17 protein-coding genes are annotated in these 23,770 nt (G+C 73.1%); 5 read left to right on the top strand and 12 right to left on the bottom strand.

Going from position 1 to position 23,770, the window contains the following annotated elements:
• Positions 1-51: 51 nt before the first annotated feature.
• Entirely contained in the window at positions 52-2,100 is a 2,049-nt protein-coding gene (locus ACP7BP_RS12450; RefSeq protein ID WP_426244942.1) for a UvrD-helicase domain-containing protein, read from the bottom strand.
• Between the two features lie 89 nt (positions 2,101-2,189).
• Here ACP7BP_RS12450 and ACP7BP_RS12445 point away from each other — a divergent pair, with 89 nt between their 5' ends.
• Positions 2,190-2,438, top strand: coding sequence for a mycoredoxin (locus ACP7BP_RS12445; protein WP_426244941.1), 249 nt, complete (start codon positions 2,190-2,192; stop codon positions 2,436-2,438).
• Between the two features lie 107 nt (positions 2,439-2,545).
• Here the strand turns inward: ACP7BP_RS12445 and nudC are convergent, their stop codons facing one another.
• A complete protein-coding gene (gene nudC, locus ACP7BP_RS12440; protein ID WP_426244940.1) occupies positions 2,546-3,487 on the bottom strand; it encodes an NAD(+) diphosphatase in 942 nt (313 codons plus the stop codon).
• 32 nt (positions 3,488-3,519) lie between these two features.
• Here nudC and deoD point away from each other — a divergent pair, with 32 nt between their 5' ends.
• Positions 3,520-4,224 carry a purine-nucleoside phosphorylase gene (gene deoD / locus ACP7BP_RS12435; RefSeq protein ID WP_426244939.1) on the top strand — a complete coding sequence of 235 codons (705 nt, stop codon included), beginning with the start codon at positions 3,520-3,522 and terminating at the stop codon, positions 4,222-4,224.
• On the opposite strand, the gene ACP7BP_RS12430 is transcribed toward deoD, so the two are convergent.
• On the bottom strand, positions 4,205-7,432 hold the full coding sequence (locus ACP7BP_RS12430) for a UvrD-helicase domain-containing protein (RefSeq protein WP_426244938.1): 3,228 nt from the start codon (positions 7,430-7,432) through the stop codon (positions 4,205-4,207). The genes deoD and ACP7BP_RS12430 overlap by 20 nt on opposite strands.
• A complete protein-coding gene (locus tag ACP7BP_RS12425) occupies positions 7,429-10,638 on the bottom strand; it encodes an ATP-dependent helicase (protein WP_426244937.1) in 3,210 nt (1,069 codons plus the stop codon). The genes ACP7BP_RS12430 and ACP7BP_RS12425 overlap by 4 nt, the downstream gene beginning before the upstream one ends.
• Before the next feature lie 54 nt (positions 10,639-10,692).
• On the opposite strand from ACP7BP_RS12425, the gene ACP7BP_RS12420 reads away from it, so the two are divergent.
• Complete coding sequence (locus ACP7BP_RS12420; RefSeq protein WP_426244936.1) at positions 10,693-11,241, top strand: TIGR03086 family metal-binding protein; 549 nt, start codon at positions 10,693-10,695, stop codon at positions 11,239-11,241.
• A gap of 1 nt (position 11,242) precedes the next feature.
• On the opposite strand, the gene ACP7BP_RS12415 is transcribed toward ACP7BP_RS12420, so the two are convergent.
• Positions 11,243-13,921: an ATP-binding protein gene (locus ACP7BP_RS12415; RefSeq protein WP_426244935.1), complete on the bottom strand. Its 2,679-nt coding sequence runs from the start codon at positions 13,919-13,921 to the stop codon at positions 11,243-11,245.
• Between the two features lie 112 nt (positions 13,922-14,033).
• Here ACP7BP_RS12415 and ACP7BP_RS12410 point away from each other — a divergent pair, with 112 nt between their 5' ends.
• The gene (locus ACP7BP_RS12410) at positions 14,034-14,495 is read left to right on the top strand and encodes a nuclear transport factor 2 family protein (RefSeq protein WP_426244934.1); all 462 of its coding nucleotides are present in this window, start codon (positions 14,034-14,036) and stop codon (positions 14,493-14,495) included.
• A gap of 86 nt (positions 14,496-14,581) precedes the next feature.
• On the opposite strand, the gene ACP7BP_RS12405 is transcribed toward ACP7BP_RS12410, so the two are convergent.
• The 5 genes from ACP7BP_RS12405 to ACP7BP_RS12385 all read right to left on the bottom strand — a co-directional run bounded on the left by ACP7BP_RS12405 (position 14,582) and on the right by ACP7BP_RS12385 (position 18,777).
• A complete protein-coding gene (locus ACP7BP_RS12405; RefSeq protein ID WP_426244933.1) occupies positions 14,582-15,694 on the bottom strand; it encodes a ring-opening amidohydrolase in 1,113 nt (370 codons plus the stop codon).
• Between the two features lie 11 nt (positions 15,695-15,705).
• Positions 15,706-16,641 carry a carbamate kinase gene (locus ACP7BP_RS12400; protein WP_426244932.1) on the bottom strand — a complete coding sequence of 312 codons (936 nt, stop codon included), beginning with the start codon at positions 16,639-16,641 and terminating at the stop codon, positions 15,706-15,708.
• A 97-nt stretch (positions 16,642-16,738) separates the two neighbouring features.
• Complete coding sequence (locus ACP7BP_RS12395; protein ID WP_426244931.1) at positions 16,739-17,485, bottom strand: SDR family oxidoreductase; 747 nt, start codon at positions 17,483-17,485, stop codon at positions 16,739-16,741.
• Positions 17,486-17,504: 19 nt separating this feature from the next.
• Entirely contained in the window at positions 17,505-18,197 is a 693-nt protein-coding gene (locus ACP7BP_RS12390; RefSeq protein ID WP_426244930.1) for an SDR family oxidoreductase, read from the bottom strand.
• A 10-nt stretch (positions 18,198-18,207) separates the two neighbouring features.
• The gene (locus ACP7BP_RS12385; RefSeq protein ID WP_426244929.1) at positions 18,208-18,777 is read right to left on the bottom strand and encodes a TetR/AcrR family transcriptional regulator; all 570 of its coding nucleotides are present in this window, start codon (positions 18,775-18,777) and stop codon (positions 18,208-18,210) included.
• A 105-nt stretch (positions 18,778-18,882) separates the two neighbouring features.
• On the opposite strand from ACP7BP_RS12385, the gene ACP7BP_RS12380 reads away from it, so the two are divergent.
• Complete coding sequence (locus tag ACP7BP_RS12380) at positions 18,883-19,575, top strand: SDR family oxidoreductase (RefSeq protein WP_426244928.1); 693 nt, start codon at positions 18,883-18,885, stop codon at positions 19,573-19,575.
• A gap of 16 nt (positions 19,576-19,591) precedes the next feature.
• Here ACP7BP_RS12380 and ACP7BP_RS12375 read toward each other — a convergent pair whose 3' ends face one another.
• Both ACP7BP_RS12375 and ACP7BP_RS12370 read right to left on the bottom strand, forming a co-directional pair.
• Complete coding sequence (locus ACP7BP_RS12375; RefSeq protein WP_426244927.1) at positions 19,592-21,511, bottom strand: hydantoinase B/oxoprolinase family protein; 1,920 nt, start codon at positions 21,509-21,511, stop codon at positions 19,592-19,594.
• Positions 21,508-23,718, bottom strand: a complete 2,211-nt coding sequence (locus ACP7BP_RS12370) for a hydantoinase/oxoprolinase family protein (protein ID WP_426244926.1) — start codon at positions 23,716-23,718, stop codon at positions 21,508-21,510. Before ACP7BP_RS12370 ends, ACP7BP_RS12375 begins: the two co-directional genes overlap by 4 nt.
• Between the last annotated feature and the right edge of the window lie 52 nt (positions 23,719-23,770).

Here is a 23,770-nt window from a genome sequence, read left to right as displayed (position 1 = left end):
TAATGGGCAAACCATTTTATGGGTATTTCTCGGAAATTCTTCGTGACTTCCTCAGCCCAGCAGGTCGAGGAGCTCCGAGCCGTACTTCTCCAGCTTCGTCGGGCCTACTCCGGCGATCTTGAGCAGGCCGGCGTCGGTGCGCGGCTTGTGCTCGGCGATCAGCTGGAGGGTCGCGTCGGTGAAGACGACGTACGGCGGCACCTCGTCGTCGCTGGCCCGCTCGCGACGCCAGGTGCGCAAGGCCTCGAAGAGCTCCTCGTCGTAGGACGCCGGGCAGTCGGCGCAGCGGCCGATCTTCTTCTGGGCCGCGGTGTCGAGCGGCTTGCCGCACTCGCGGCAGTGCACGGCCCGGCGGTTGCGGCGGGTGCCGGGCTCGTGGCCCTTTGCCTGCACGGCGCGCGGATCGCGCAGCACGGCGTCGAGGAAGCGCGAGGGCTTGCGGCTGGCCCGGCCGCCGGGGTTGCGGGCGGCGGACCACGAGATGGAGAGCGTGCGCCGCGCCCGGGTGATGCCGACGTAGAGCAGGCGGCGCTCCTCCTCGATCTCGGCGGGTGACTCGGCGTAGACGATCGGCAGGGTGCCCTCCTGCATGCCGCAGAGGAAGACGGCGTCCCACTCGAGGCCCTTGGCGGCGTGCAGGGTGGCGAGCGTGACGCCCTCAGCCGTCGGGGCGTGCTGCTCGGAGGCTCGGCGGTCGAGCTCGTCGACGAAGCCGCCGAGGTCGTGGGGATCCGCCCGGGCGAACTCGACGGACTGATCGACCAGCGCCTGCAGCGACTCCCACCGGTCGCGGGTCTGGCCGCGGCTCGTGGGCGCCTCCGGCGACCAGCCCATGCCGCCCAGCGTGGCCCGGACGACGTCCACGAGTGGCTCGTCGGCCGACTGGCCGCCGCGGGCGGTGCCCCGCAGCAGGGTGACCGCCTGGCGCACCTCCGCCCGGTCGAAGAAGCGGGCGGCGCCGCGGATGACGTAGGGGATGCCGCGCCCGGCCAGCGCATCCTCGAAGGCCTCGGACTGGGCGTTGATGCGGAACAGGACCGCGATCTCGGACGCCGGCGTACCGGCGGCGCGGAGCTCGGCGATGCGGCCGGCGACGTGCTGTCCCTCGGCGACCTCGTCGGGACAGGCCTGGGCGACCACCGTGGGACCGGACGGGCGCTGGGCCACCAGCTTGACGCCCTGGCTCGGCGTGCCGGCCAGCACCTGGTTGGCGAAGCCGACGATCTCGGGCGTGGAGCGGTAGTTGCGGACCAGGTCGATCGACGCCGCGTCCGGGAACCGGGAGGCGAAGTCGCGCAGGTAGGAGGCCTGGGCGCCGGCGAAGGAGTAGATCGTCTGGGCGGGGTCGCCCACCACGCACAGCTCGTCGCGACCGCCCAGCCACAGGTCGAGGAGGGCGTACTGGATGGGCGAGACGTCCTGGAACTCGTCGACGACGAACCATTTGTACTGCTGGCGCACCTGGGCGGCGACCCGGGCGTCGTCGGCGAGCATGCCGGCGGTGAAGAGCAGGACGTCCTCCATGTCCATCCGGCCCTGCTCGCGCTTGGTCTCCTCGTAGGACTCGAACACGCCGGCCACCGTCTCGGGGGCGACGTCGCCCACGCTGCGGCCCCGCTGTGGGGCGAGGCGTGGGTAGTCGGCCGGGGAGACGTTGCTGACCTTCGCCCACTCGATCTCCGACGCCAGGTCGCGGAGCAGCGCCTGGTTGGTGGTCAGCCTCCGGCGCCGGGCCGCGGTCGCGAGGATGCCGAGCTTGGACTCCACCAGCGTCGGGAGCTCGTTGCCGTGGAGGCGCGGCCAGAAGAACCGAAGCTGCCGCAGCGCAGCCGAGTGGAACGTGCGCGCCTGCACCCCCGAGGCGCCCAGCACGCGCAGGCGGCCCCGCATCTCGCCCGCGGCACGGGTGGTGAACGACAGCGCCAGCACCTCGGTCGGGGCGTACATCCCGGTGGCGACGCCATGGGCGATCCGGTGGGTGATGGCCCGGGTCTTGCCGGTGCCCGCGCCCGCGAGCACCCGCACCGGGCCGCGCAGCGTCTCCGCGACGCGTCGCTGCTCGGGATCGAGCGCCGCGAGCAGGTCGGCGGGCGTGGGCACCGGGGCGGGCAAGGCGGGGAACAACTCCTGGAGCGAGGTGGTTGCAAGATGTGCCAGCAACCCTAGACGTCCGAGGGGACAGTCCCACGATGAGCGAAACCTTCACGATGTACACCACCCCGTGGTGTGGCTACTGCCACCGGCTCAAGAGCCAGCTCGACCGCGAGGGCATCCCCTTCGAGATCGTCGACATCGAGCAGGTGCCCGAGGCCGTGGCGATCGTCGAGCAGGCCAACAACGGCAACCAGACGGTCCCGACCCTGGTGTACCCCGACGGCTCGGCGCAGACGAACCCCTCGCTGGCCCAGGTCAAGGAGAAGCTGGCCGCGCTGGCTTGAGGTTGCCCGTTGCGATACCCGGGTACCCGGGTATCGCGACGCTTCACGAGGGTTGCAACCCCCGTGAAGCGCATGGAAGCCCCGTGAAGGTCGCGTCCCGTCGGCTGCTACCAGCCTCCGTGGAGCGACTCGCCGGCCCAGCTCTCGAGCAGTGACGACGAGATCGAGACGCCCTTCGGCACCGTGATGGCACCGGAGGCCGCGTCGGCGAGCAGCTCGGCGCGGGTGAACCAGCGCGCCTCCTCGATCTCGGCTCCGTCGACGTCGATCCGGTCACTCGTGGCGCGGGCCAGGAAGCCGACCATCAGGCTGGCCGGCAGCGGCCACGGCTGGTTGCCGAAGTAGGTCACCTCGCCGACCGGGGTACCGACCTCCTCCATCACCTCGCGGCGTACGGCGTCCTCGAACGTCTCGCCCGGCTCGACGAAGCCCGCCAGGGTCGACCAGCGACCGGCCGGCCAGGCCTGCTGGCGCCCCAGCAGGACCCGCTCGTCCGCGGCACCGGGCTCCCCCAACGTGACCGCCATGATCACGGCCGGGTCCGTCCGCGGGAACTGCGCCCTGCCGCACGAGGTGCACACCAGCTCGTGCCCGGCATGGCTGGAGGTGAGCCCGCCGCCGCACCGCGGGCAGAACCTGGTGACCCAGTGCCACTCGGCGAGACCGATCGCGTGGAAGAGCCACGGAGCGTCGTCCGCGCCGCCGTCGACGAAGTGCGGGAAGAGCCCACGCAGGCCGACCCACTCCTCGCGCTCCCCCGGCGCCGTCGCCGGGTCGCAGATCAGCGCGAACCTCGTGACGCCGTCACGCTCCCCCAGCAGCACGCGCACGCCGTCGGGTGCGTCGGCCGGCGCCACCCACTCGATGATCCCGTCCACCGGACGGATCCGATTGCCCGCCACCACCAGCACGCGGGTCGAGGCGTCGGCCCAGCGCTCGGCCAGCCACGCGTCGTCGGTGCGGCGCAGGCCCTCGCGGTTGTGCGCATGGGCCGAGAGGGCCAGGTGTGGGAGTGTGCTGAGGCGTTCGCTGGTGTCCTGGGTGGTCACGCCGCCACCGTACTTGGGTACCTTCCACCACCATGAGCACCCACATCGGCGCCGCCGACGGCGAGATCGCACCCACCGTCCTGATGCCCGGCGACCCGCTCCGCGCGAAGTGGATCGCCGAGACGTTCCTCGACGACGCCCGCTGCTACAGCGAGGTCCGCGGCATGTACGGCTACACGGGCACCTGGCGCGGCCGGCCCGTCTCCGTGCAGGGCTCCGGCATGGGTCAGCCGTCGCTCGCGATCTACGCCACCGAGCTCTTCACCGAGTACGACGTGCAGTCGGTGATCCGGGTCGGCTCGTGCGGCGCGCTCACCGAGAAGCTCGCCGTGCGCGACGTGGTCATCGCGTCCGCGGCATGCACCGACTCGTCGATGAACTCCCACCGGTTCCACGGCTACGACTACGCCCCGGTCGCCGACTTCGGTCTGCTGCGAGCGGCGTACGACGCGGCGACGGCGCTGGGCATCGACCCGCACGTGGGGCTGATCTTCTCCAGCGACTCGTTCTACTCCCCGCGCGTCGAGCTGATGGCGCCCATGGTCGAGCACGGCGTGCTCGCGGTGGAGATGGAGGCCAGCGCGCTCTACACGCTGGCCGCGAAGCACCGCCGCAGGGCGCTGGCGATCTGCACGGTCTCCGACCACATCGTCACCGGCGAGGAGACGACCGCGCTCGAGCGCGAGCAGACGTTCGGCGCGATGGTCGACATCGCGCTCACAGCAGCGTCGGCCTGAGCAACGCCTCCAGCCCGGCCCGGTCGGGCAGGTCGGCCGGCTCGACGGTGTGCCCGGTGCGCACGTAGTGGAACGCGGCGCGGACCTGGTCGAGCGCCACGCCGTGGAGCTCCGCCCACGCCACGCGGTAGACGGCCAGCTGCAGCGGATCAGCGGCCTCGTGCCGGTTGGTCTTCCAGTCGACCAGGAGGAAGCCGTCACCCTCGGCGTAGACCGCGTCGATGCGACCCCGCACGACCTGGCCGTCGAGCACCAGCGCGAAGGGCGCCTCGACGGCGTACGGCATCCGGTCGGCGAACTCGCCCGCCTCGAACGTCGCAATGAGCTCGGCCAGGTCGTCCTCGTCGTCGATGCCAGTGTCGAAGCGACCCGGCAGCTCGTCGGGGTCGATCAGGCCCTGCTGCCCGAAGCGCGACTCCACCCACGCGTGGAAGCGCGTGCCAAACCGCGCCGAGGCCGAGGGCTTGCGCGGCATCGGCCGCGCCAGGTCGGCGGCGAAGCGAACGGGATCCTCACGCAACCTGGCCAGGGACGTGGCCGAGAGGCTGCTCGGCAGGGTCACCTCGATCGTGTCGGCGCGGTCACGTCGCGCCTCCTCGAGCAGCCGGGTCAGCTCGGCGTCCCACTGGGCCACCTGGTCGGCCACGAGGAGGTCCTCGACGACGTCCTCGGGGGCCCCGTCTCGGAGCTGCTCCTCGGCCACGGCGATCCGCTTCGCGGCGTCGGTGCGCCGCTCCACCTCGGCGGTGTAGTGGGACATCGGCCACGCCTGGTCGGGGTCGTCGAGCGCGTAGGGGCTGACGTCGGTCTTGGTCACGGCCGGCTGCCAGCGCTCCGGCTCGCCGCCCCACCCCGCGACCGCCTCACGCGTCGCCAGGAGGTACGACGACGCGCCCAGGCCGCGCTTGAGGGACGGGTGCCAGCACCAGGCGCTGGCGAGGAGGTGGTGCCGGGCGCGGGTCCAGGCGACGTAGGCCAGCCTGAGCTCCTCGGTCGCCTCGTGCCTCTTCGCGGCGGCGGCGTAGGCCTTGATGTCGTCGGGGCGGTGACCCCCGAGCTTGGGCAGGTCGCGATGGTCGCCGCGCAGCACGTTGGGCATCACCGACGGCACGGTGAGCCAGCTGCTGCGGGACTGGTTGGTCGGGAACTTCTGCTCGGTGACCCCCACGAGGAACACGACGTCCCACTCGAGCCCCTTCGCGCGGTGCACGGTGAGCAGCTTGACCGAGTCGGCCTCCGACGGGGTCGCCACGTCGAGGCCCTGGCCGAAGCTGTCCTCGGCCTCGAGCCAGGCCATCAGCGCAGGCAGCGTGACCTGGCCGTCGACGGCCTGGAACTCGGCCACCGCCTGGACGAACAGGTCGAGGTTGTCGCGGCGAGCCGCGGCGGCCGGGCTGACCGACGAGGCGAGCTCGACGTCGATGCCGGTCAGGTCGATGATCCGGCGGACGAGGTCGAGGATCGGCTCGTTGGCTGCCGCCCGCAGTCGGCGCAGCTCGGCGGCCAGCAGCGCGAACCGGCTGGCGGCCTGCGGTGAGTAGGGCAGGTCGCCCGGGTCGTCGAGCGCGTCTCCGAGGGCGGCGATCTCGGTCGGGTCGGAGCCGTCGACGGCGGACGCCAGCTCGTCGGCGACGCTGGGCGCGCCTGTGGCCCGACGCCCGCCCGGCCCGGCCAGCTCGCGGGCGCGGCGCCCGAGCAGCGCGAGGTCCCGCGGCCCGATCGCCCACCGCGGACCGGCCAGCAGGGTGAGCAGCGACGGGTTGTCGGTCACGTCGGAGACCAGGCTGAGGGTGGCCACCACCTCGGCCACCTCGGGCAGGCGCAGGAGACCCTTCAGGCCGACGATCTCGACCGGGATCTCGTGCCGTGACAGGGCGTCGAAGACATGGGCCGCGTGCGCGTTGTTGCGGGTGAGCACCCCGATCTCGTTCCATCGGGGCGTCTCCATCGCCTCGTGCGCGGCGGCCACCTGCTCGGCGAGCCACGCGAGCTCGTCGTCATACGTCGCGTGCAGCGCCACCGTGACCGAGCCGTCGTCGGCCTCGGGCTTGGGCTCGAGCGGGCGCACCTGGGAGAGGTCGGCGTAGAGGTCGGCGGCCAGGTGGTTGGCGGTGTCGAGGATCCGCCGGTCGGAGCGGCGGTTGACGGTGAGGGGGTACGTCGTCGGCTCGCGGTCGAGGGCCGGGAAGTCGCGGCCGAAGTCGAGGATGTTGGAGACCGACGCGCCGCGCCAGCCGTAGATCGCCTGGTTGGGGTCTCCCACCGCCGTCACCGGATGCCCGCGGCCGGACGCGGCGTCCGGCCCGGAGAAGAGCCGGCTGAGCATCAGCGCCTGGGCGACCGAGGTGTCCTGGTACTCGTCGAGCAGTACCACCTTGAACTTGCCGCGCTCGAGCTCCCCGACCTCGGGGCACTGCTCGGCCATCCGGGCGGCCAGGGCGATCTGGTCGGAGAAGTCGATCAGGCCCAGGTGGGCCTTGAGCGCGCGGTAGCCCGCCACCAGGTCGAGCAGCTCGGCCCGCCGGTCGATCGCCAGGATCGCCTTCTCGTTGAAGGCGCGGTAGGTGCTGCGTGACTCGTCGGCCATGCCTTCGACGAAGCGCGGCCGCTCGGCGGCGTCGAGGGCACGCACGTCGGCGGGGTCGACGAGGTGCTCGCTCATCTCGGCGTCGAGGGAGAGGAGGTACTGCACGACGTGGGTGGGCGAGTCCGTGAGGTGCTCGACGGGTGCCGTGTGCCGTTGTACGGCGCGGGCGGCGAGCTGGTAGCGGGACGCGTCGGCGATCAGCCGGGCGTCGGGCTCGTGCCCGATGCGCAGCCCGTGCTCGGAGAGCAGGTTGGCGGCGTAGGAGTGGTAGGTGGCGACCGTCGGCTCCTCCACCTCCTCGGACTCGTCGAGGGCACGCGTGCCGGGCGCCGGCAGCAGGCCGGCGGCCCGCAGCGACGACCGGATGCGGTGCGCCAGCTCGGCGGTCGCCTTGGTGGTGAACGTCAGGCCCAGCACCTCGTGCGGCTGGACCCGGCCGGTCGCTACCAGCCAGACGACCCGCGCGGCCATCACCGCGGTCTTGCCGGAGCCGGCACCGGCGATGACCACGGCCGGCCCCAGCGGGGCGGTGATCGCGTCGAACTGCTGGGCGCTGAACGTGAAGTCGGTGCCCATCACCTCACGCAGCTGCTCCGGCGTGGTGATCTCGCGGGCCGTCACGACAGCACCGACCCGGAGCTCTTGTCGGGGCAGATGGCCGTGAAGGCGCACCGGTCGCACTGCTTGCCCGGGCGCGCCACGAACTCCTCGGCCCGCAGCGTTCGGGCCACCTGCATCAGCTGACGCTCGACCAGGGTCACGCCATCGGCGTCGGGCTGCTGGGGCTGCTGGGTCTGCTCCTTCGGCAGCTCGGTGCCCTTGCGCAGCTGCACCAGCTGGGCGCCGCCCGGCTGCGCGGGCCGGCCCACCAGCTCGTCGGCGGCGCCGTGAGCCACGGCGTACTGGTAGACGCCGAGCTGGGCGTGCTCGGCGACCTCGGCCGCGGTGGGCGGGTACTTGCCGGTCTTGAGGTCTACCACGACGACGCGACCGTCCTCGTCCAGCTCGAGGCGGTCGGCGTAGCCGTGGAGGCGCACCGCCTGGCCGTCGGGCAGGGTGACCTCCGCGCTCACCTTGGCCTCGGTCGACAGCAGCATCCGGGCTCCGGGTCGCGCGTGCCACGCGACGAACCGGGCCAGCGCGTCGTGCACCTCCGCGCGCTCGCGCGACGCCGACCAGGGCGTGCGGAAGTCCATCCGGCCCCACACCTCGTCGACCAGTGCCATCACGTCGTCCATGAGGCGCGGCCCAGGAGCCAGCTCGTCCTTGGCGATGCGGTCGGCGAGGGCGTGGACGACGTTGCCGAAGCCCTGGCTCGCCGAGCTCGGGACCTCGCCGCCGGCCTCGCGGGTCAGGAACCACTGCGCGGGACAGGTCAGCAGCCCCTCGACGGCGCTGGCGGAGAGCACCAGGGGCTCGTCACCTGCCCGGACCGGCTGGTCGGCGCGGCTGGGGCTGCGCAGCCCCCACCACGTCGCCGGGTCGGCCTGCGGGGCCACCGGGCGGCCGTGGACCTGCGTGGCGGCGAGCATGGCCAGCCGCCGGGCCGCGGCGTCGCGGAGCGCCTCGGGCTGGTCGGGGTCGGCGAGGGTACGACGCAGCTCGGCGACCAGGCCGGCCAGCGACAGCGGCCGGCGCGGCCGGCCGACCCGGTGCACGGGCGCGACGCCGAGCTCGGTGATGAAGCGCGACGGCTGCTCGCCGTCGTCGTCGGGCGATGCGACGGCGGTGACGACGAGGCGCTGCCGGGCACGGGTGCTGGCGACGTAGAAGAGGCGACGCTCCTCGGCGAGCATGGCAGTGGTCGTGACGGGCGGCAGGAGACCGTCGCGACTGATCCGATCGGCGGAGAGCAGGGACTCGCGCCTGCGGAGGTCGGGCCAGGTGCCGTCCTGAACGCGTGCGACCACGACCAGCCGCCACTCGAGGCCCTTCGACCGGTGGGCGGTGAGCAGCCGGACGGCCTCGCCGCGCACCCCGCGGTCGGCGAGCGTGTCGGCCGGGATCTGCTGGCCCACGAGGGTGTCGAGGAACGCGCCGACCGAGGTGTGGCCCTTGCGCTCCTCGGTCTGCGCGGCCACCTCGAAGAGCGCGCAGACGGCGTCGAGGTCGCGGTGCGCCAGCCGGGCGCCCTGACCGCCCGCCCGGGTGGCGGCTCGCAGGCGGCGCCCCCAGTCGGTGCCCTCCCAGAGCACCCAGAGCACCTCCTCCACGGTGTCGCCGGCGGCGAGGGACTCGCGTGCGGTCGCCAGCAGCGACGCGAAGCGCGCGGCGCGCTCGACGGAGGGACCGGTCAGCCCGGTGACGAACCCCGGCTCGAGCACGGCACGCCGCACCAGCGCACGCGACGACGAGCCGGTGTCGTCGCGCTGGCGCAGCACCCGGGCGAGGGCGCGTACGTCGGTGGCGTCGAGGCCGCCGATCGGGGAGGTGAGCAGCGAGTCGATGCGGTCGTGCCCGAGGTAGCGGGGGTCGTCGGGGTCGTGGACGTCGGCGTCGACCACGGCGCGCAGGACGTCGAGCAGCGGCAGGACGGCGGGCTCGCGCACCAGCGGGGTCTCGTCGCTGGCGACCTCGACCGGCACCCCGGCCGCGGCGAGCGACCTGCGCAGCGGCGGGATGGAGTTGCGTCCGGAGCGGACCAGCACGGCCATGTCGTTCCACGCGACGCCGTCCTCGAGGTGCGCGCGCCGCAGCAGGTCGGCGACCTGCTCGGTCTCGGCCCGCGCGGTGTCGAAGGTGAGCACCTCGACCTGCCCCGGCCCGAGCTCGTGGACGGTCGGCGTGGGGTGCCGGAACGCTTCGTAGGTGCCGGCCGGGATGGCCCCGGTGATGCCGATGCCGGCGGCTATCGAGCGGGACGCGGTGAGCAGCCGGGAGCCGAACCGGCGGGTGGTGCCCAGCGCGATCACCCTCGCCGGCTCGCCGCCGGCCTGCGGGAAGTCGGTCGGGAAGTCGAGGATGCCGCGCACGTCGGCGCCTCGGAAGCCGTAGATCGACTGGTCGGGGTCGCCCACCACCACGAGGTCTCGGCCGTCGCCTGCGACCGCGTGCAGGAGCCGCACCTGGCTGGGGTCGGTGTCCTGGTACTCGTCGACGAAGACGGCAGTGAACCGCGCCCGAAGCTCCTCGCGGTGGATCTCGGCCTCGACCACGGCACGTGCGACCAGGTCGGCGTAGTCGATCGCGCTCTGGCCGCCGAGGTTGTCGAGGTACTGCGCCATGAAGGCCCCGGCCGCCTCGAACTCCGGCACGCCCTCGGCCCGGCCCAGCGCCACGAGGTCCTCCGGGTCGAGGCCGCGCTCGCGCGCCCGGGACAGCACGGCGTGCACCTCGCGCGCGAACCCGCGGGTGCCGACGGCCGCCTGCAGGGAGTCGGGCCATCGCACCGCCTCCGGGGTGTCGGCCAGCAGCTCCTGCAGCACGACGTCCTGCTCGGGCGCGGACAGCAGGCGCAACGGGGCGGCGTACAGCTCGGCGGGGGCGTAGCGACGCACCAGCGCATAGGCGAAGGAGTGGAAGGTCGAGCTCAGCGACGTGGCGGTGGTGCGACCCAGACGCGCGGTGACCCGGTCGCGCAGCTGCTCGGCGGCCTTGCGGGAGAACGTCAGGGCCAGCATTGAGTCGGGCTGGGCGCCTCGTTCGACCCGATCGACGATCGCCTCCACGAGCGTGGTCGTCTTGCCGGTGCCCGGACCCGCGAGCACGAGCAGCGGACCACCCTGGTGCTCGACGACCCGGCGCTGGTCGGCGTCGAGCTCCGGCACGGCCGCCGGCGCGTGCGGGCGCGTCAGCTGATAGCGCGCCATCGGGGTGGATCCGGTCATGTGACCAGCCAATCAGAGCGCACCGACAGGTGCGGGAAGGCCTACCGTGTCACCATGACCACTGCCACGGAAGCCGTCATCGTGCTCTCTCGGGCACTCGACCAGACCGGGGACGTGCTGGCCGCCGTGCACGCGGACCAGCTCTCAAAGCCGACCCCCTGCACCGACTGGGACGTCGCGCACCTCATCGGCCACGTGACCGGTGCGCCCGGCCGCTTCCTCGAGATGCTGCAGGGCGAGCAGCCGGACTGGTCGACCGGGCCGGAGCCGGCCACCGAGGGGTGGGCCGCACGGTTCCGTGCCGCGGCCGACGACCTGATCCACTACTGGCACCAGCAGGGCGACGCCGCCGACGCCGGCCAGGTCGACTGGCAGATCGCGGAGCTGGCGGTGCACTCCTGGGACCTGGCCACGGCGACCGGCCAGGACGTCGACCGCCTCGACCCCGAGGTCGCCGAGCGCGGCCTGGCCTTCATGTCCGCCAGCCTGACCGACGACAACCGGGGCGGTGTGTTCGGCGCCCCGGCGGCCGTGCCCGACGACGCGAGCGTCTACGACCGGCTCGCCGCGTGGGCGGGCCGCACGCCGGCTTGGAGTGCCTGACTCAGCCGGAGGCGACCTGTGACGCGAGGGCCGCGCGGGAGGACACACCCAGCTTGGCGAAGGCCTTCGACAGATGGGACTCGACGGTCTTCTCGCTGAGGAACAGCCGGGCCGCGATCTCGCGGTTGGTGAGCCCCTGCGCGACCAGGCCCGCGATCTCGCGCTCCCGGCCGCTCAGCGCGTCGACTCCTGTCGCCCCGGTGCCCCGCGCACCCCCGCGCGCGACGCGCCGGCCGAGACCGCGGAGTGCGCGGCTGGCCGCGTCCGCGGTCCGCACCGCGCCGCCCCGGGTCGCCAGGCCCTGCGCCTCGAGGAGATGGCCGACGGCGGCCTCCCGGTCGGTGCCGGTCAGCGCCTCGGCGGCCAGCAGATGTCCCCGGGCAGCATCCAGGTCGGCACCGATGGCCCGACCGTGGCCGATGGCCGAGACGGCCACCGTCACCGCCGTCTCGTGGTCACCACGGGCGAGGGCGACCATCGCCGCGGCCCGGTCCGCGGCCGCGAGGGCGCCGCTCAGTCCGGACGTTGCTGCCAGGGCGGCGGCCCGATGGGCCGCCGCCGCCGCCGCGTCGAGGTCGCCGAGCGCGATCTCGGCCCCGACGAGCGCCGGCGCCCACCGGCAGACCCAGCCCGGCTCCACGTCGTATGCCGCCAGCAGCGGCCGCGCCTCCTCCGGCTTCCCGATCGCCAGCAGCACCGAGCCCAGGACCGCATTGGCGATCGTGACCAGCGCCGACCGGTCGAGCCGCTCGGCCAGGGCCGCGCTCTCCCTCGCCGTCGCCAGCGCCGCGTCGAGCTCGCCCCGGTCGAGCAGCACCCAGGCCCTCATCCAGAGTGCCCACTGCACTGACTGGTCGTTGTGCGTCAGTCGCGCCGTGAGCTCAGTGCGGTCGGCCACGGCGGCCGCCTCCTCCATCCTGCCGAGCAGGCCGAGGGCGAGCACCTCGGCGATCAGCAACGGGGTGGCGCCGGCGACGTTCCCGACCTGCTGCGCCGTCGCCGAGCCACGCCTGGCAGCCGCGAGGGCGTCCTCCAGGCGTTCCACGGCCACGAGCGCCCACGGAATCGCGGTCACCAGCTCGGCCCGGGCGGCCAGCTCCGCGTCCGACGCGCGCCGTACGGCGTCGACGGCGTGGTCTCCCGCGATCCTGGACTCGGCTCCGCGACCGGCGAACCGGAGGCCGACCCCCACCAGCGCAGCCGCCACCCCATGCACCAGCGGGTCGGCCGACGCGTCGTCGTGGGCCAGCCGGCCCCAGTGCGCCAGGCCCTCGTAGTCGCCGCGCTCGTACGCCGACAGCGCAAGGGCCGCCATCAGGTCTGCCTGTCCGGTCGGGTCCCGGATCTCCTCGAGCGTCCTCGAGAGTCGGCGCAGTGAGGCGTCGTGCCGGCCGAGCAGTCGCTCGACGGCGGCCGCGGCGAGCGTCAGCCGCACCCGGTCGGGGTTCGCGCCGGCACCGAAGATGAGGCCCTCGTCCGCCACGCTGAGGGCCTCGGTGAGCCGGCCGGCCTGCACCAGCGCCTCGGCCAGGTCGGAGAACGGACCGAAATCGGTCGGCGGGGCAACTCGCTTGGCGGCGAGCAGCCAGTCCGCGGCGATGGACGGAGCGGACGTCCGGACCATCCCGGCGGCGGCACGCAGCAGCGCCGCCGAGTCCGCGTCGCCGGGTGCCGCGGCGTGCGCCAGGTGCCGGGCCCGGCTCGGCAGCGGGCGTCCGGCCTCGGCGAGCACCTCGGCGGCGCGGGCGTGACCCTGCAGCCGGTGCGCCGCCGACTGACCCTCGTACACGGCGCTGCGGACCACCGGGTGGCGGAAGGCGAACTCGCGAAGCGTGCTCGTCGCCCGGACGATCCGGCGGTCGACCAGCTCGTCCACGGCGGCCAGGGCCGCGGTCAGGTCGAGGCCCGCGGTCCTGCGGGCGATGTCGATGTCGAACGGGTCGCCCACCAGCGCCCCTGCCCGGACCAGCCTCCGGGCGGCCTCGCCGAGCCGGGCCAGGTCAGCCGAGACGGCAGCGACGATCCCGTGCGGGACGCCCTCCGGGCTCCCGGCCCGGGCTAGCTCCTCGAGGAACATCGGGTTGCCGCCGGAGACCGTGTAGAGGCGACTCAGCTCCGCCTCGGTCCGGTGGTCGCCGGCCAGGGCATCGGCGGCGGCGCGGGACAGGGGTGCCAGGTCCAGGACCGTGCACTGCCGCCCGGTCGACCTCGCAGCCGCGACGAGCGAGTCGGCGACGGGTCCCGGCCGTACGCCGACGACGAGGGCGTGCGACGTCCCGGGAGGGCGTCGTACAAGCGTCTCGAGCAGCTCGAGCGACACCGGGTCGGCCCAGTGCGCGTCGTCGAGCACCAGCACCAGCCTGCGCCAGGTGGCCAGCTCGGCAGTGAGGCTGCGGAGCAGCTCCCAGCGGGCTTCGACCTCCTCACCCATGGCCGGCGACAGCCCGGGCAACGCCTCGCGGAACATGGCGAGGGGTACGTCGCTCTCGAGCTCCGTCGCCCGGCCGAGCGCGGGCTCGAGCCGCCTCCGCCGGGCGCTCTCGACCAGCAGGGTCAACAGCCGCGTCTTGCCGATCCCGGCCTCCCCGCGCAGCACCAGGAGCCTGCGTCCACCCGTGGCAACAGTTGAGAGCGCCTGCTCCAGCTCGGCGATCTCCGCGTCCCGGCCCACCACGTGCATCCCGCGAGCATCGCGCACCCGGACCGGTGAGGGACAGGGGATTCCCCGATGTTCAGGGGCGACCGGGCTGGGAGCGTCGTAGTCACGCAACCACTCACTTCAGGAGGTCGTCATGACCAGCAGCCACACCACCCCGCCCGACCTCGCGTCCGCCCGGGCCCGCAACGAGTCCACGTGGCGGGCCTCGGCGGTCGCGCTCTATGCCGGCGACATCGACGAGTTCCTGGCCCACTGGTCCGCCGAGCCGCGCTACGCCGTCGCCTACCCGGTCGAGGGGTTCCCGTCGGTCGTCGAGGGCCGCGAACAGCTACGGGTGCTGTTCTCCGGGTTCGCGGCTGCTGCGGCACGGATCGACGTCACCGACGTGCGCGTGCACCAGACCGACGACCCCGACGTGGTCTTCGTCGAGGAGCACATGACGGCGCAGCTCCACGGCGGCATGCGCTACCAGAACGACATGGTCATCCGGGTCACGTTCCGCGACGGCCTGATCCACGACATGTTCGAGTACTACGGCCAGGCCGCCCACCAGCGCCTCGCCGACACGGTGTTGGCCGCGGCTCAGGCGTCGTGACAGCTGAGTCGTCCTGACGGCTCCCGGACGTCATACGGATCGTGGACACGCTCCCACGATCCGCATGACGTTGCGGGAGTACGCCGTCAGCCAAGGTCGACGATGGCCGCCACCGGGCCGCCGCCGTCGGGACCCTGGTGCGCCGCGGAGACCGACACGAAGACCGCGGGGTCACCGGTGACCGCCGCCGTCACGCCGCCCACGGCGGCCTTGATCTGCCGGTGCCAGTGGACGTCGGAGTCGTCGAGCATCGCGTTGCGGCGGCCGCGCACGGAGCCGTCCTGCGACACCTCGCACTTGAGGAAGACGTTGACGAGCTTGCCGTCGAGGTCGTCGGTGCGGGGGCGCTCGGGCAGGTCGAGCCCGGCGGAGCGGATCGCCTCCCAGATGCCGTCCTGGTCGAGGGCGTCCTTCATCACCGAGTGGCCGACACGGTAGCGCCCGCCCACGCCGGTGGCGTTGCCCACGACGACCACCTGCGCCACGTCGAGCTCGACGCCCGAGGAGCACGAGGCGACCGACGAGAACAGCGCGCGGTTGTGCATGACGTCCTCGTCGGTCGGCATCTCGATCTCGCCGAGCGCGACGGCGATGCCGAGCGCAGTGCAGCCGTTGGAGAGGTCCATCGACTCGTGGGTGTGCTCGGTCCAGACGGTCTTGCCGCGCGACTTGGCGTCGCGGATCGTGTGCACGGTCAGCAGCGGCGTCTTGGTCTGCACGTAGTGCACGTCGGCGACGTCGGTGATGCCGGCCTTCTCCATCGCGACCTTCACTGCGTCGGCGACCTTGGTGACCATGGCGACCCGCCCGATGTCCTCGGGCAGCAGCTGCTCGCTCATCGCGAAGCCGACCGTGAGGCGCGGCTCGTCCGTCTGCACGGCGTCCTCCGCCGGCACGGTGGCGAAGATCGTCGCGTGCGGGCTGATCACGCCGTCGGTGCCTCCGGACCAGACGATCGGGATCTGCTTGACCTGCTCAGTGGGCACGCCCCGGTCGACCAGCACCTCGCGGAACGCGCGGTCGGAGATGATCCTCGTGTAGTCGTTGACACCGCCGTTGCCCTCGGTCTTGCCGATGATCGCGATGACGCGTTCGGCTGCCATCACGCCGTCGTCGATGAGCTTCGCGAACTCGGACGCGTCGGCGACGGAATGGATCGGGACCTTGCGGACTTCGATGGCTGATGGACGAGGGGGCATGGAGTTTCCTCTCAGTTGGGTACGACGACGGTGCCGGCGTCGCCGGTCACCGCCTCCACGATGTGGTCCAGGTTGGTGATGACGGAGCGGCCGCCGCCCTGCTCGACGAACCGGCAGACGGCGTCGACCTTCGGGCCCATCGAGCCGCTGGCGAAGTGGCCCTCGGCGGCGAGGGCGCGCATCTCCGCGACGGTGACCCGGCCGACCGGCTCGGCGTCGGGGGTGCCGAAGCGCAGCACCGCGTTGGCCACGTCGGTGGCGATCACGAGCACGTCGACGGTGATGGAGCGGGCGAGCAGCGCCGCCCCGAGGTCCTTGTCGATGACCGCCTCGACGCCGGCGAGCGTGCCGTCGTCGCGGCGTACGACGGGGATGCCTCCGCCGCCGTTAGCGATCACCACGAAGCCGGCCTCGACCAGGGCGTGCACGGCGGGTGCGTCGACGACCTCCAGCGGCTCGGGCGAGGCGACGACACGGCGCCAGCCCTTCTCGCCGCGGTCCTCCCAGGTCTCGCCGTGGTCGATCAGGTAGGCCGCCTCGTCAGCGGAGAGATACCGCCCGATCGGCTTGGTGGGCGCGGCGAACCCGGGGTCCGCGGCGTCGACCCGGGTCCGGGTCACCACCGCGGCGCTGCGCCGGTCGACGCCGCGACGGGCCAGCGCAGCGTCCAGAGCGTCCATCAGGACGAAGCCGAGGGTGGCCTGCGTCTGCGCGCCGCACCAGTCCAGCGGGACCGGGGGTACGACGGCCGCGGCCAGCTCGTTCTTGACGAGCAGGTTGCCCACCTGGGGGCCGTTGCCGTGGGTGACCACGACCTCCACGCCCTCGGCGACCAGCCCGGCCACGGCCTCCATCGCCACCTCCGCGGCGGCGATCTGGTCGTCCGGGCGCGCCCGGCCCTCGGCGTTCGTCATCGCGTTGCCGCCGAGCGCGAGCAGGACCCTCATGGCGACGAACCTAGTGGCGCCGGCACGGCGCGGGCACCAGCAACAACGGTCAACGAACCGCGCGAGGTCAGGCAGTTGTTGCCAAACTGCCGGGCGCTCAGCGGCCGCCGGCGACGCGCAGCGTGCTGCCCGTGACGTACGACGCCGCGTCGCTCATCAGCCAGGCGATCGCGTCGGCGATCTCGGCCGGCTCGCCGGGCCGGCCGAGCGGGATCCCCGTCGACACCCGGTGCAGCCGGTCGGGGTCGCCGGCGTCCTCGTGGATGCGCGTGCGCACCATGCCCGGGGCGACGCCCACCACACGCACCCCGGCGTCGGCGACCTCCTGGGCCAGCCCGATGGTCATCGCGTCGACACCGGCCTTCGCCGCGGCGTACTGGACGTACTCCCCCGGCGACCCGAGGGTCGCCGCCCCGGAGCTGACGTTGACGAGCACCCCGCCCTTCCCGCCGTGAGTCGTGGCGAGGGCACGCACCGCGGCGCGAGCGACGTAGAGCGCGCCGGTGAGGTTGAGCTCGACGGTGCGCGCGATGACGTCGACCGGGGTCTCGGCGAGCGGCCCGACGTGGAGGGTGGCACCGGCGTTGTTGACCACCCCGGTGAGCCGGCCGTGACGCGCGGCCTGGGCGAAGAGGGCGTCGACCCCGGCTGGGGCCGAGACGTCGGCCTTGACGACGACGCACCGGGCGCCGGCGTCCTCGACGGCGAGGCGGCACTCCTCGGCGGCCGCGTCGTCGCGGACGTAGCCCAGCACCAGGTCATGGCCGTCGTCCGCGAGCCGGAGGGCGGTGGCGGCGCCGATCCCCCGGGTGCCGCCGGTGATCAGGGTGAGTGGTCGATCCATGGCGGCAGTCAACCAGCAGTCAGCGCGCTCGTCCGTCGAGGAGGGCGCGCAGCGGCAGGGTCCCGACCGGGAGGCCGTGGGCGTCGTAGTAGGCGAACATCGCCCACAGCCAGGCCTCCTCGCGGTCCCGGGGCTCGCCCGACGGGAGCGCCACGACCACGTCGACGCCCGCCTCCGCCGCGAGCTCCGCGACGGTGGCCCGGCGCGAGGCCAGCTCGTACGTCGCGCCGTCATGGCCGGGCTCGGTGAGCACGACGGCCGCAGCCTGCGCCACCTCGCCGAGATCGGCGAATCCGAACGGGGCGTCCGCGCGGTACGGCAGCCGCACGGTCTGCGTGAGGTCGAGGTTCTGCAGGTAGGCGCCCGGCTGGAGGATGGTCCATGCCAGGCCCGAGCGTCGTACGACGTCCTCCGCAGCGGCCTTGCCGAGGTGGTGGGGCATCTGGGGCACGTATGGCGAGGCGACCGAGTGCAGCACCACCCTGGCCACCCCGGCCTCGCGCGCCGCCACCACGGCTGTCTCGACGTACGCCGCCTCGTCGGGGTGCAGGTTGGGCGCGATGACGTACGCCGCGTCGCAGCCGGCCAGCGCCGACGGCAGGTCGTCCCACTCCGCGCGTCCGGTCGCCACCACCTCCGCCCCGCGCGCGACCAGGGCAGCCGCCACCGCCCGGCCGGTCTTGCCGCGCCCACCGACCACCGCGATCCTCATGCGATGCCCCTCAGGCGGCCGTGAGCAGGTCTTGGACCAGGCCCACCGCGGTCGAGGCGGCCTTTTCGCGGTCGCCGTACGGCGCACTCGCGTAGGCGCCCTCCAGCACCAGCCAGATCCGCTCGGCCAGGACCTCGGGGTCGTCCGTGCCGAGCTCCGCGACCAGTGCGTCGACCCGGTCCCGGAGCCGCCGCACCTCGGCGAGGGCGAGACGACCCGAGCTCCCGGACAGGTCGCGCATCTCGCGCAGGTAGTTGCGGAAGGGGCAGCCCCGGAAGTCCGGCGCGGCCACCTGGTCGGCGACGTGGCGCGCCACGGCGACCAGCGCCGCGGCGGGAGCCCGCTCGAGGCCCGCGACGGCGGCGTCCATCTCCGGGCCGAGCCGCTCGGCGAAGCGCTCGAGGTAGGCGCGCACCAGCTCGTCCTTGCCCGGGAAATAGCGGTAGAGCACGTTCTTGCCGCAGCCCGCGGCGGCGATGATCTCGGCGAGGCCGACGCCCCGGATGCCGCGTGCGTAGAACAGCCGGCCGGCGGTGTCGAGGATCCGGTCACGCGTGGCGGGGTCGGCGAACGGGGTCATCCGCACATGATACGGACCGATCGGTCCCGATCGGGAATGAACTGGGTCGGTCGGCGGCTCCACCCGTAACGGACCGATCGGTCCGCATCTTTCGAAAGGCTCTCCATGCAGATCTCAGAATCCGTCGCGTTCGTGACCGGCGCCAACCGCGGGCTCGGCAAGGCGTTCACCGACGCCCTGGTCGCGCGCGGCGCGACGACGGTCTATGCCGCCGCCCGGAACCCCGACACGATCACCGACCCCCGGCTCACTCCCGTGCGGCTCGACGTCACCGACCCGGCCTCCGTCGCAGCAGCCGCGAGCCTCGCCGGCGACGCGGACCTGGTGATCAACAACGCGGGCATCTCGCGGGGCGGCTCGGTCCTGGGAGCCGACGTGGCCGACGTCCGCGCGCAGCTCGAGACGAACCTCCTCGGGCCCCTCGAGGTGACCAGGGCGTTCGCGCCGGTGCTGGCACGCAACGGCGGCGGCGCCCTGGTCAACGTGCTCTCGGCGCTCTCGTGGATGTCCTTCAGCAGCCTCGCCGGCTACTCCGCCTCGAAGGCGGCCGCGTGGTCGCTGACCAACGCCACCCGCGCCGAGCTGCGAGGCCAGGGCACGCTGGTCGTAGGCGTGCACATGGGCTACGTGGACACCGACATGGCGGCGTCGGTCGAGGGGCCCAAGGCCGACCCCGTGGACGTCGTGACGCAGGTGCTCGATGCCGTCGAGGCGGGCCAGGACGAGGTGCTCGGCGACGACGTCGCGCGTCAGGTCAGGGCCGCGCTCTCCGGGCCCGTGGCCGACCTGGCGGTCTGACACGAGCTGGGGGCGCTCACACCACGTCGACGTCGGCGTACGCCGTGCCGTCGGCAGCGAGCCGGGCGTATCCCGGGCCACGGTCGAAGAACGCGTCCTCGCGCACCCAGGCCGCCCGCGAGGCGCGCTCGGTCGCCGTCGCGTCCGCGTCGTGACCCAGGGTGTCGTCGTCGAGCGAGCCGGTGAGCACCACGCCGTAGTCGGCGAGCGCGGCCTCGGGAGACACCTTGCGCCAGACCACGTCGCGCACCACCAGCTCCGGGTCGCGGGCCAGTGGGTCGCCCCAGCCGCCGCCGCCGGTCGTGCGGATGCGGATGACCTCGCCGGCCCGCACAGCCTCGTCGTCGGCGAGGGCGTCGACCTGGCGCTCGTTCGGGCCGCCGGGGTCGATGGTGACCTCGAAGGGCTGGCCGGCCTTGCCGCCGCGCACGCCCCAGCAGGCCAGGATCGATCGGTCGGCGATCGACATGAAGTGCCCGTCCTTGAGCATCCGGATGTGCTTCTCGTAGCCGAGCCCGCCGCGGAACTGGCCGGCGCCGCCGGAGTCCGTCGCCAGTCCGAGCGACTCCACGAGGAACGGGAAGCGCGACTCGGTGAACTCGCTCGGCAGGTTGCGGGAGTCGGGCACGACGTGGATGGTGTCCTCGCCGTCGGCGTAGTAGCGGCCGCCCGAGCCGCCGCCGAGCACCTCGCGCATGAGGTAGGACCGGCCGTCGCGGTCCTCGCCGTACACACCGGTGTAGCGGATGGTCTCCTGGTCGGCGGGCATCTTGCCGTCGACCGCCTTGGCCACCACCCCCGCGAGCACCCCGAGCAGCCGCAGGATGACGAAGGTGCGCGCGTTGGTCGGCGCCGGGAAGACCGGTGTCAGCAGCGTGCCGGGCTCGGGGAAGCGCATCTCGATGAGCGGCACGATGCCCTCGTTGACGTCGAGCTCGGCCATCCGCTCGGGCGACTCGGCGAGGTTGCGCAGGATCGGCGCCAGCCACTTCTTGAGGAAGACGCCGTCGCTGTAGTCGCCGCAGTGGTTGATCGGCCCCTTGGCCTGCGGGCTGGTGCCGTCGAAGTCGAGGATCAGCCGCTCGCCGTCGGGGTCCTCGGCCGCGGTGCGGGTCAGGGTGATCCGCTGCGTGTGCAGCTGCGGCTCGTCGACGCCGTCGTGCTCGGCGTAGTCCTCCCACGTCCAGGAGCCGACAGGGATCCGGCTGAGGATCTCGCGGCGGTACGTCGTGGTGGTGCGGTCGAGGATCGCGTCGAAGCACGACTCGACCGTCTCGACGCCGTACCTCTCGAAGAGCTCACCGAGCCGGCGGGCACCCATCAGGCAGGCCGAGCACTCCGCGTCGAGGTCGGCGGCCAGCGACTCCGGCATCCGGGAGTTGCGGGTCATGATGCTCAGCGCGGCGCGGTTGGGCACCCCGGCGTCCCAGAGCCGGATCGGCGGCACCATCAGGCCCTCCTCGAAGACGCTGGTGGCGTGGCTCGGCATCGAGCCCGGCACCGCTCCCCCGATGTCGTCGTGGTGGCCGAAGGCCTGCACGAACGCCACCACCCTGCCGTCGGCGAAGACCGGCACGGTGACGCAGAGGTCGGGCAGGTGGCCGATGCCACCCTCGGAGCGGTAGACGTCGTTGTGGAAGAAGACGTCGCCCTCCTTCATCTCCTCGATCGGGAAGTCGCGGGCGACCGGGTGCACCAGCGCGGAGTAGGACCGGCCGGTGAGCTTGCGCAGCAGCCGGTCGTGGATGCCGGCGCGGAAGTCGTGCGCGTCGCGGATCATCGGGCTGCGGCTGGTGCGGCCGATGGCGGTCTCGACCTCCATCTCGACGCTGGCCAGCGAGCCCTGCACGATCTCGACCAGCACCGGGTCGGCGCTCGCCCCGGCGTCGTCGGTCAGCATGCCGTAGGGGAACTGGGTCGGCGCGCGCCTGCTCATGCTTCATCCCTCTTCTCGACGCGGGTCACGATGATGTTGAGGTAGTCGTCGACGCGGGCGGTGAAGCCCGGGTGCACCGGGACCGTCGAGCCGAACTCCTCGATGATCACCGGCCCCTCGACCGAGTGGCCCGGTGGCAGGTCGGGCCGCCACAGCACCGGCGTCTCGACGTACCCCTCCTCCGCGTCGAAGCAGACGGGCCTCCCGCTGTTCTTCGCGCTGGTTGAGGTGCGAAGGCGCCCTGGCGCGTCCCCGCTGGTTGAGGTGCGAAGGCGCCCTGGCGCGTCCCCGCTGGTTGAGGTGCGAAGGCGCCCTGGCGCCTGAGCCTCGAAACCAAGGGGATCCACCCTCGTGATCTCCGGCCGCTGGATGGGCCCGATGCCGGAGGTGCGCACGTTCACCCACTCGACCTGCTGGGTGTCGTCGGCGGAGAAGTCGTAGCCGTAGAGAGCCCTGTGCTCGGCGTGGAAGCGCCGCGCGACCTCGTCGAGCGCGGCGCGGTCGAGCGGACCGTCCGGCACCGGGACGCGCACCTCGAACGCCTGCCCGAAGTAGCGCACGTCGGCGGTCCGTTGGAAGACGTGCGTCTCCTCGGCGAACCCCTCCGTGGCGAGCGCGGTGCGCGCCCGCTCGGTCAGCGCGTCGTACGCCGTCTGGAGCGTCGCCGGGTCGAGGGACTCGTGCAGCGCGACGTGCGTCTGCACGTAGTCGTTCTTGACGTCGACGGTGAGCAGCCCGAACGCCGACACGTTGCCCGGGTTCGGCGGGACGAGCACCGTCGGCACGCCGAGGATGTCCATGAGCCGGCACAGCAGCAGCGAGCCGGAGCCACCGAACGTGGTGAGGGTGAAGTCGCGGACGTCGAGGCCGCGCTTGACGGTGACCTGGCGCAGCGCGTTGGCCTGGTTCCACGCGGAGATCTCGAGCACCCCGGCCGCACAGGCCTCGGCGGAGATCCCGAGCTCCTTGGCGAGGGCCTCGATGCCGTCTCGTGCGGCATCGGCGTCGAGCGGGATCTCGCCGCCCAGCAGGTGCGGAGGGATGCGGCCCAAGAACACGTGGGCGTCGGTGATGGTGACCTCGGCGCCGCCCTTGCCGTAGCAGATGGGGCCGGGGTCGGCGCCTGCCGACTGCGGGCCGACCTTGAGGGTGCCCTCGGGCGAGAGCCAGGCGATCGAGCCGCCGCCCGCGCCCACCGTGACGACGTCGATCATCGGGATCTTGGAGGGGTAGACGCCGACCGTCCCCTCGGTGGTGAGTGCCGGCTGCCCGTCGATGACGACCGAGACGTCGGTGGAGGTGCCGCCGCCGTCGCTGGTGAGCACCCGGTCGAAGCCGGCGACCTTGGCGATCAGCGCAGCGCCCAGCGCGCCCGCGGCCGGGCCGGACAGCACGGTCGTGATCGGCTGGTGCACGACCTCGTCGGCCGACAGCACCCCGCCGTTCGACTTCATGACGTAGAACGGCACCTTGCGGCCGCCGTACTCCTCGAGCCGCCGGCTGATGTTGGTGACGTAGCGGCTCAGCCGGGGCTTCACGGCCGCGTCCACGAGCGTGGTCATGGCGCGCTCGTACTCGCGGTACTCGCGCAGCACCTCGCTCGAGATCGACACCACCGCGTCGGGGTGCTCCTCGGCGATGATCGCGCGCATCCGCTCCTCGTGGTCGGGGTTGGCGTAGGCGTGCAGGAAGCAGACCCCGAGGGTGTCGATGCCCTTGGCCTTGAACCAGCGCGCGACCTCGCGGGCGCCGTCCTCGTCGAAGGGCCGCACCTCCGCGCCGGTGAAGTCGAGCCGGCCGCCGACCGCCTTCACGAAGTGCCGCGGCACGATCCGGGGCGGCTTCACCCAGAAGTAGGAGTTGCCGTAGCCGTCGGGCACCGACTGCCGCGCGATCTCGAGCAGCGCGTCGTACCCCTCGGTGGTGATGAAACCCAGGGCGTCGACCTTGCCCTCGAGCAGCTGGTTCGTCGCGACCGTGGTGCCGTGGGAGACCGCCGCGATGGCGCTGCCGTCACCCGCGGGGAGCCCCAGCAGCCCCAGCACCTTGTCGATGCCGGCCATGAACCCGTCGGCGGGGTCGGCCGGCGTCGAGGGGGTCTTGGTGGTGACCAGCTCCCCGCTCTCCTCGTCGAGGGCCACGACGTCGGTGAAGGTGCCACCGGTGTCGATCCCGATGCGGATCCGGCGAGTTGCGGGCTCAGGCATGGGGACCATTCAATCGGCCGTCACAGCACCGAGCGAGGGCAGGACGTGCCGA

The sequence above is a fragment of the Nocardioides sp. LHG3406-4 genome (assembly GCF_049897745.1).
In the GTDB taxonomy this organism is placed as follows: domain Bacteria; phylum Actinomycetota; class Actinomycetes; order Propionibacteriales; family Nocardioidaceae; genus Nocardioides.
The sequence above is the reverse complement of the archived record's forward strand: the minus strand, read 5'-3'. Positions and strand labels throughout refer to the sequence as shown.

Bases quoted from the DNA above. Each gene is read 5' to 3' on its own strand.
- ACP7BP_RS12445 (WP_426244941.1), top strand. From the start codon at position 2,190: ATGAGCGAAACCTTCACGATGTACACCACCCCGTGGTGTGGCTACTGC.
- deoD (WP_426244939.1), top strand. From the start codon at position 3,520: ATGAGCACCCACATCGGCGCCGCCGACGGCGAGATCGCACCCACCGTC.
- ACP7BP_RS12425 (WP_426244937.1), bottom strand. From the start codon at position 10,638: ATGACCGGATCCACCCCGATGGCGCGCTATCAGCTGACGCGCCCGCAC.
- ACP7BP_RS12420 (WP_426244936.1), top strand. From the start codon at position 10,693: ATGACCACTGCCACGGAAGCCGTCATCGTGCTCTCTCGGGCACTCGAC.
- ACP7BP_RS12415 (WP_426244935.1), bottom strand. From the start codon at position 13,921: ATGCACGTGGTGGGCCGGGACGCGGAGATCGCCGAGCTGGAGCAGGCG.
- ACP7BP_RS12410 (WP_426244934.1), top strand. From the start codon at position 14,034: ATGACCAGCAGCCACACCACCCCGCCCGACCTCGCGTCCGCCCGGGCC.
- ACP7BP_RS12405 (WP_426244933.1), bottom strand. From the start codon at position 15,694: ATGCCCCCTCGTCCATCAGCCATCGAAGTCCGCAAGGTCCCGATCCAT.
- ACP7BP_RS12400 (WP_426244932.1), bottom strand. From the start codon at position 16,641: ATGAGGGTCCTGCTCGCGCTCGGCGGCAACGCGATGACGAACGCCGAG.
- ACP7BP_RS12395 (WP_426244931.1), bottom strand. From the start codon at position 17,485: ATGGATCGACCACTCACCCTGATCACCGGCGGCACCCGGGGGATCGGC.
- ACP7BP_RS12390 (WP_426244930.1), bottom strand. From the start codon at position 18,197: ATGAGGATCGCGGTGGTCGGTGGGCGCGGCAAGACCGGCCGGGCGGTG.
- ACP7BP_RS12385 (WP_426244929.1), bottom strand. From the start codon at position 18,777: ATGACCCCGTTCGCCGACCCCGCCACGCGTGACCGGATCCTCGACACC.
- ACP7BP_RS12380 (WP_426244928.1), top strand. From the start codon at position 18,883: ATGCAGATCTCAGAATCCGTCGCGTTCGTGACCGGCGCCAACCGCGGG.
- ACP7BP_RS12375 (WP_426244927.1), bottom strand. From the start codon at position 21,511: ATGAGCAGGCGCGCGCCGACCCAGTTCCCCTACGGCATGCTGACCGAC.
- ACP7BP_RS12370 (WP_426244926.1), bottom strand. From the start codon at position 23,718: ATGCCTGAGCCCGCAACTCGCCGGATCCGCATCGGGATCGACACCGGT.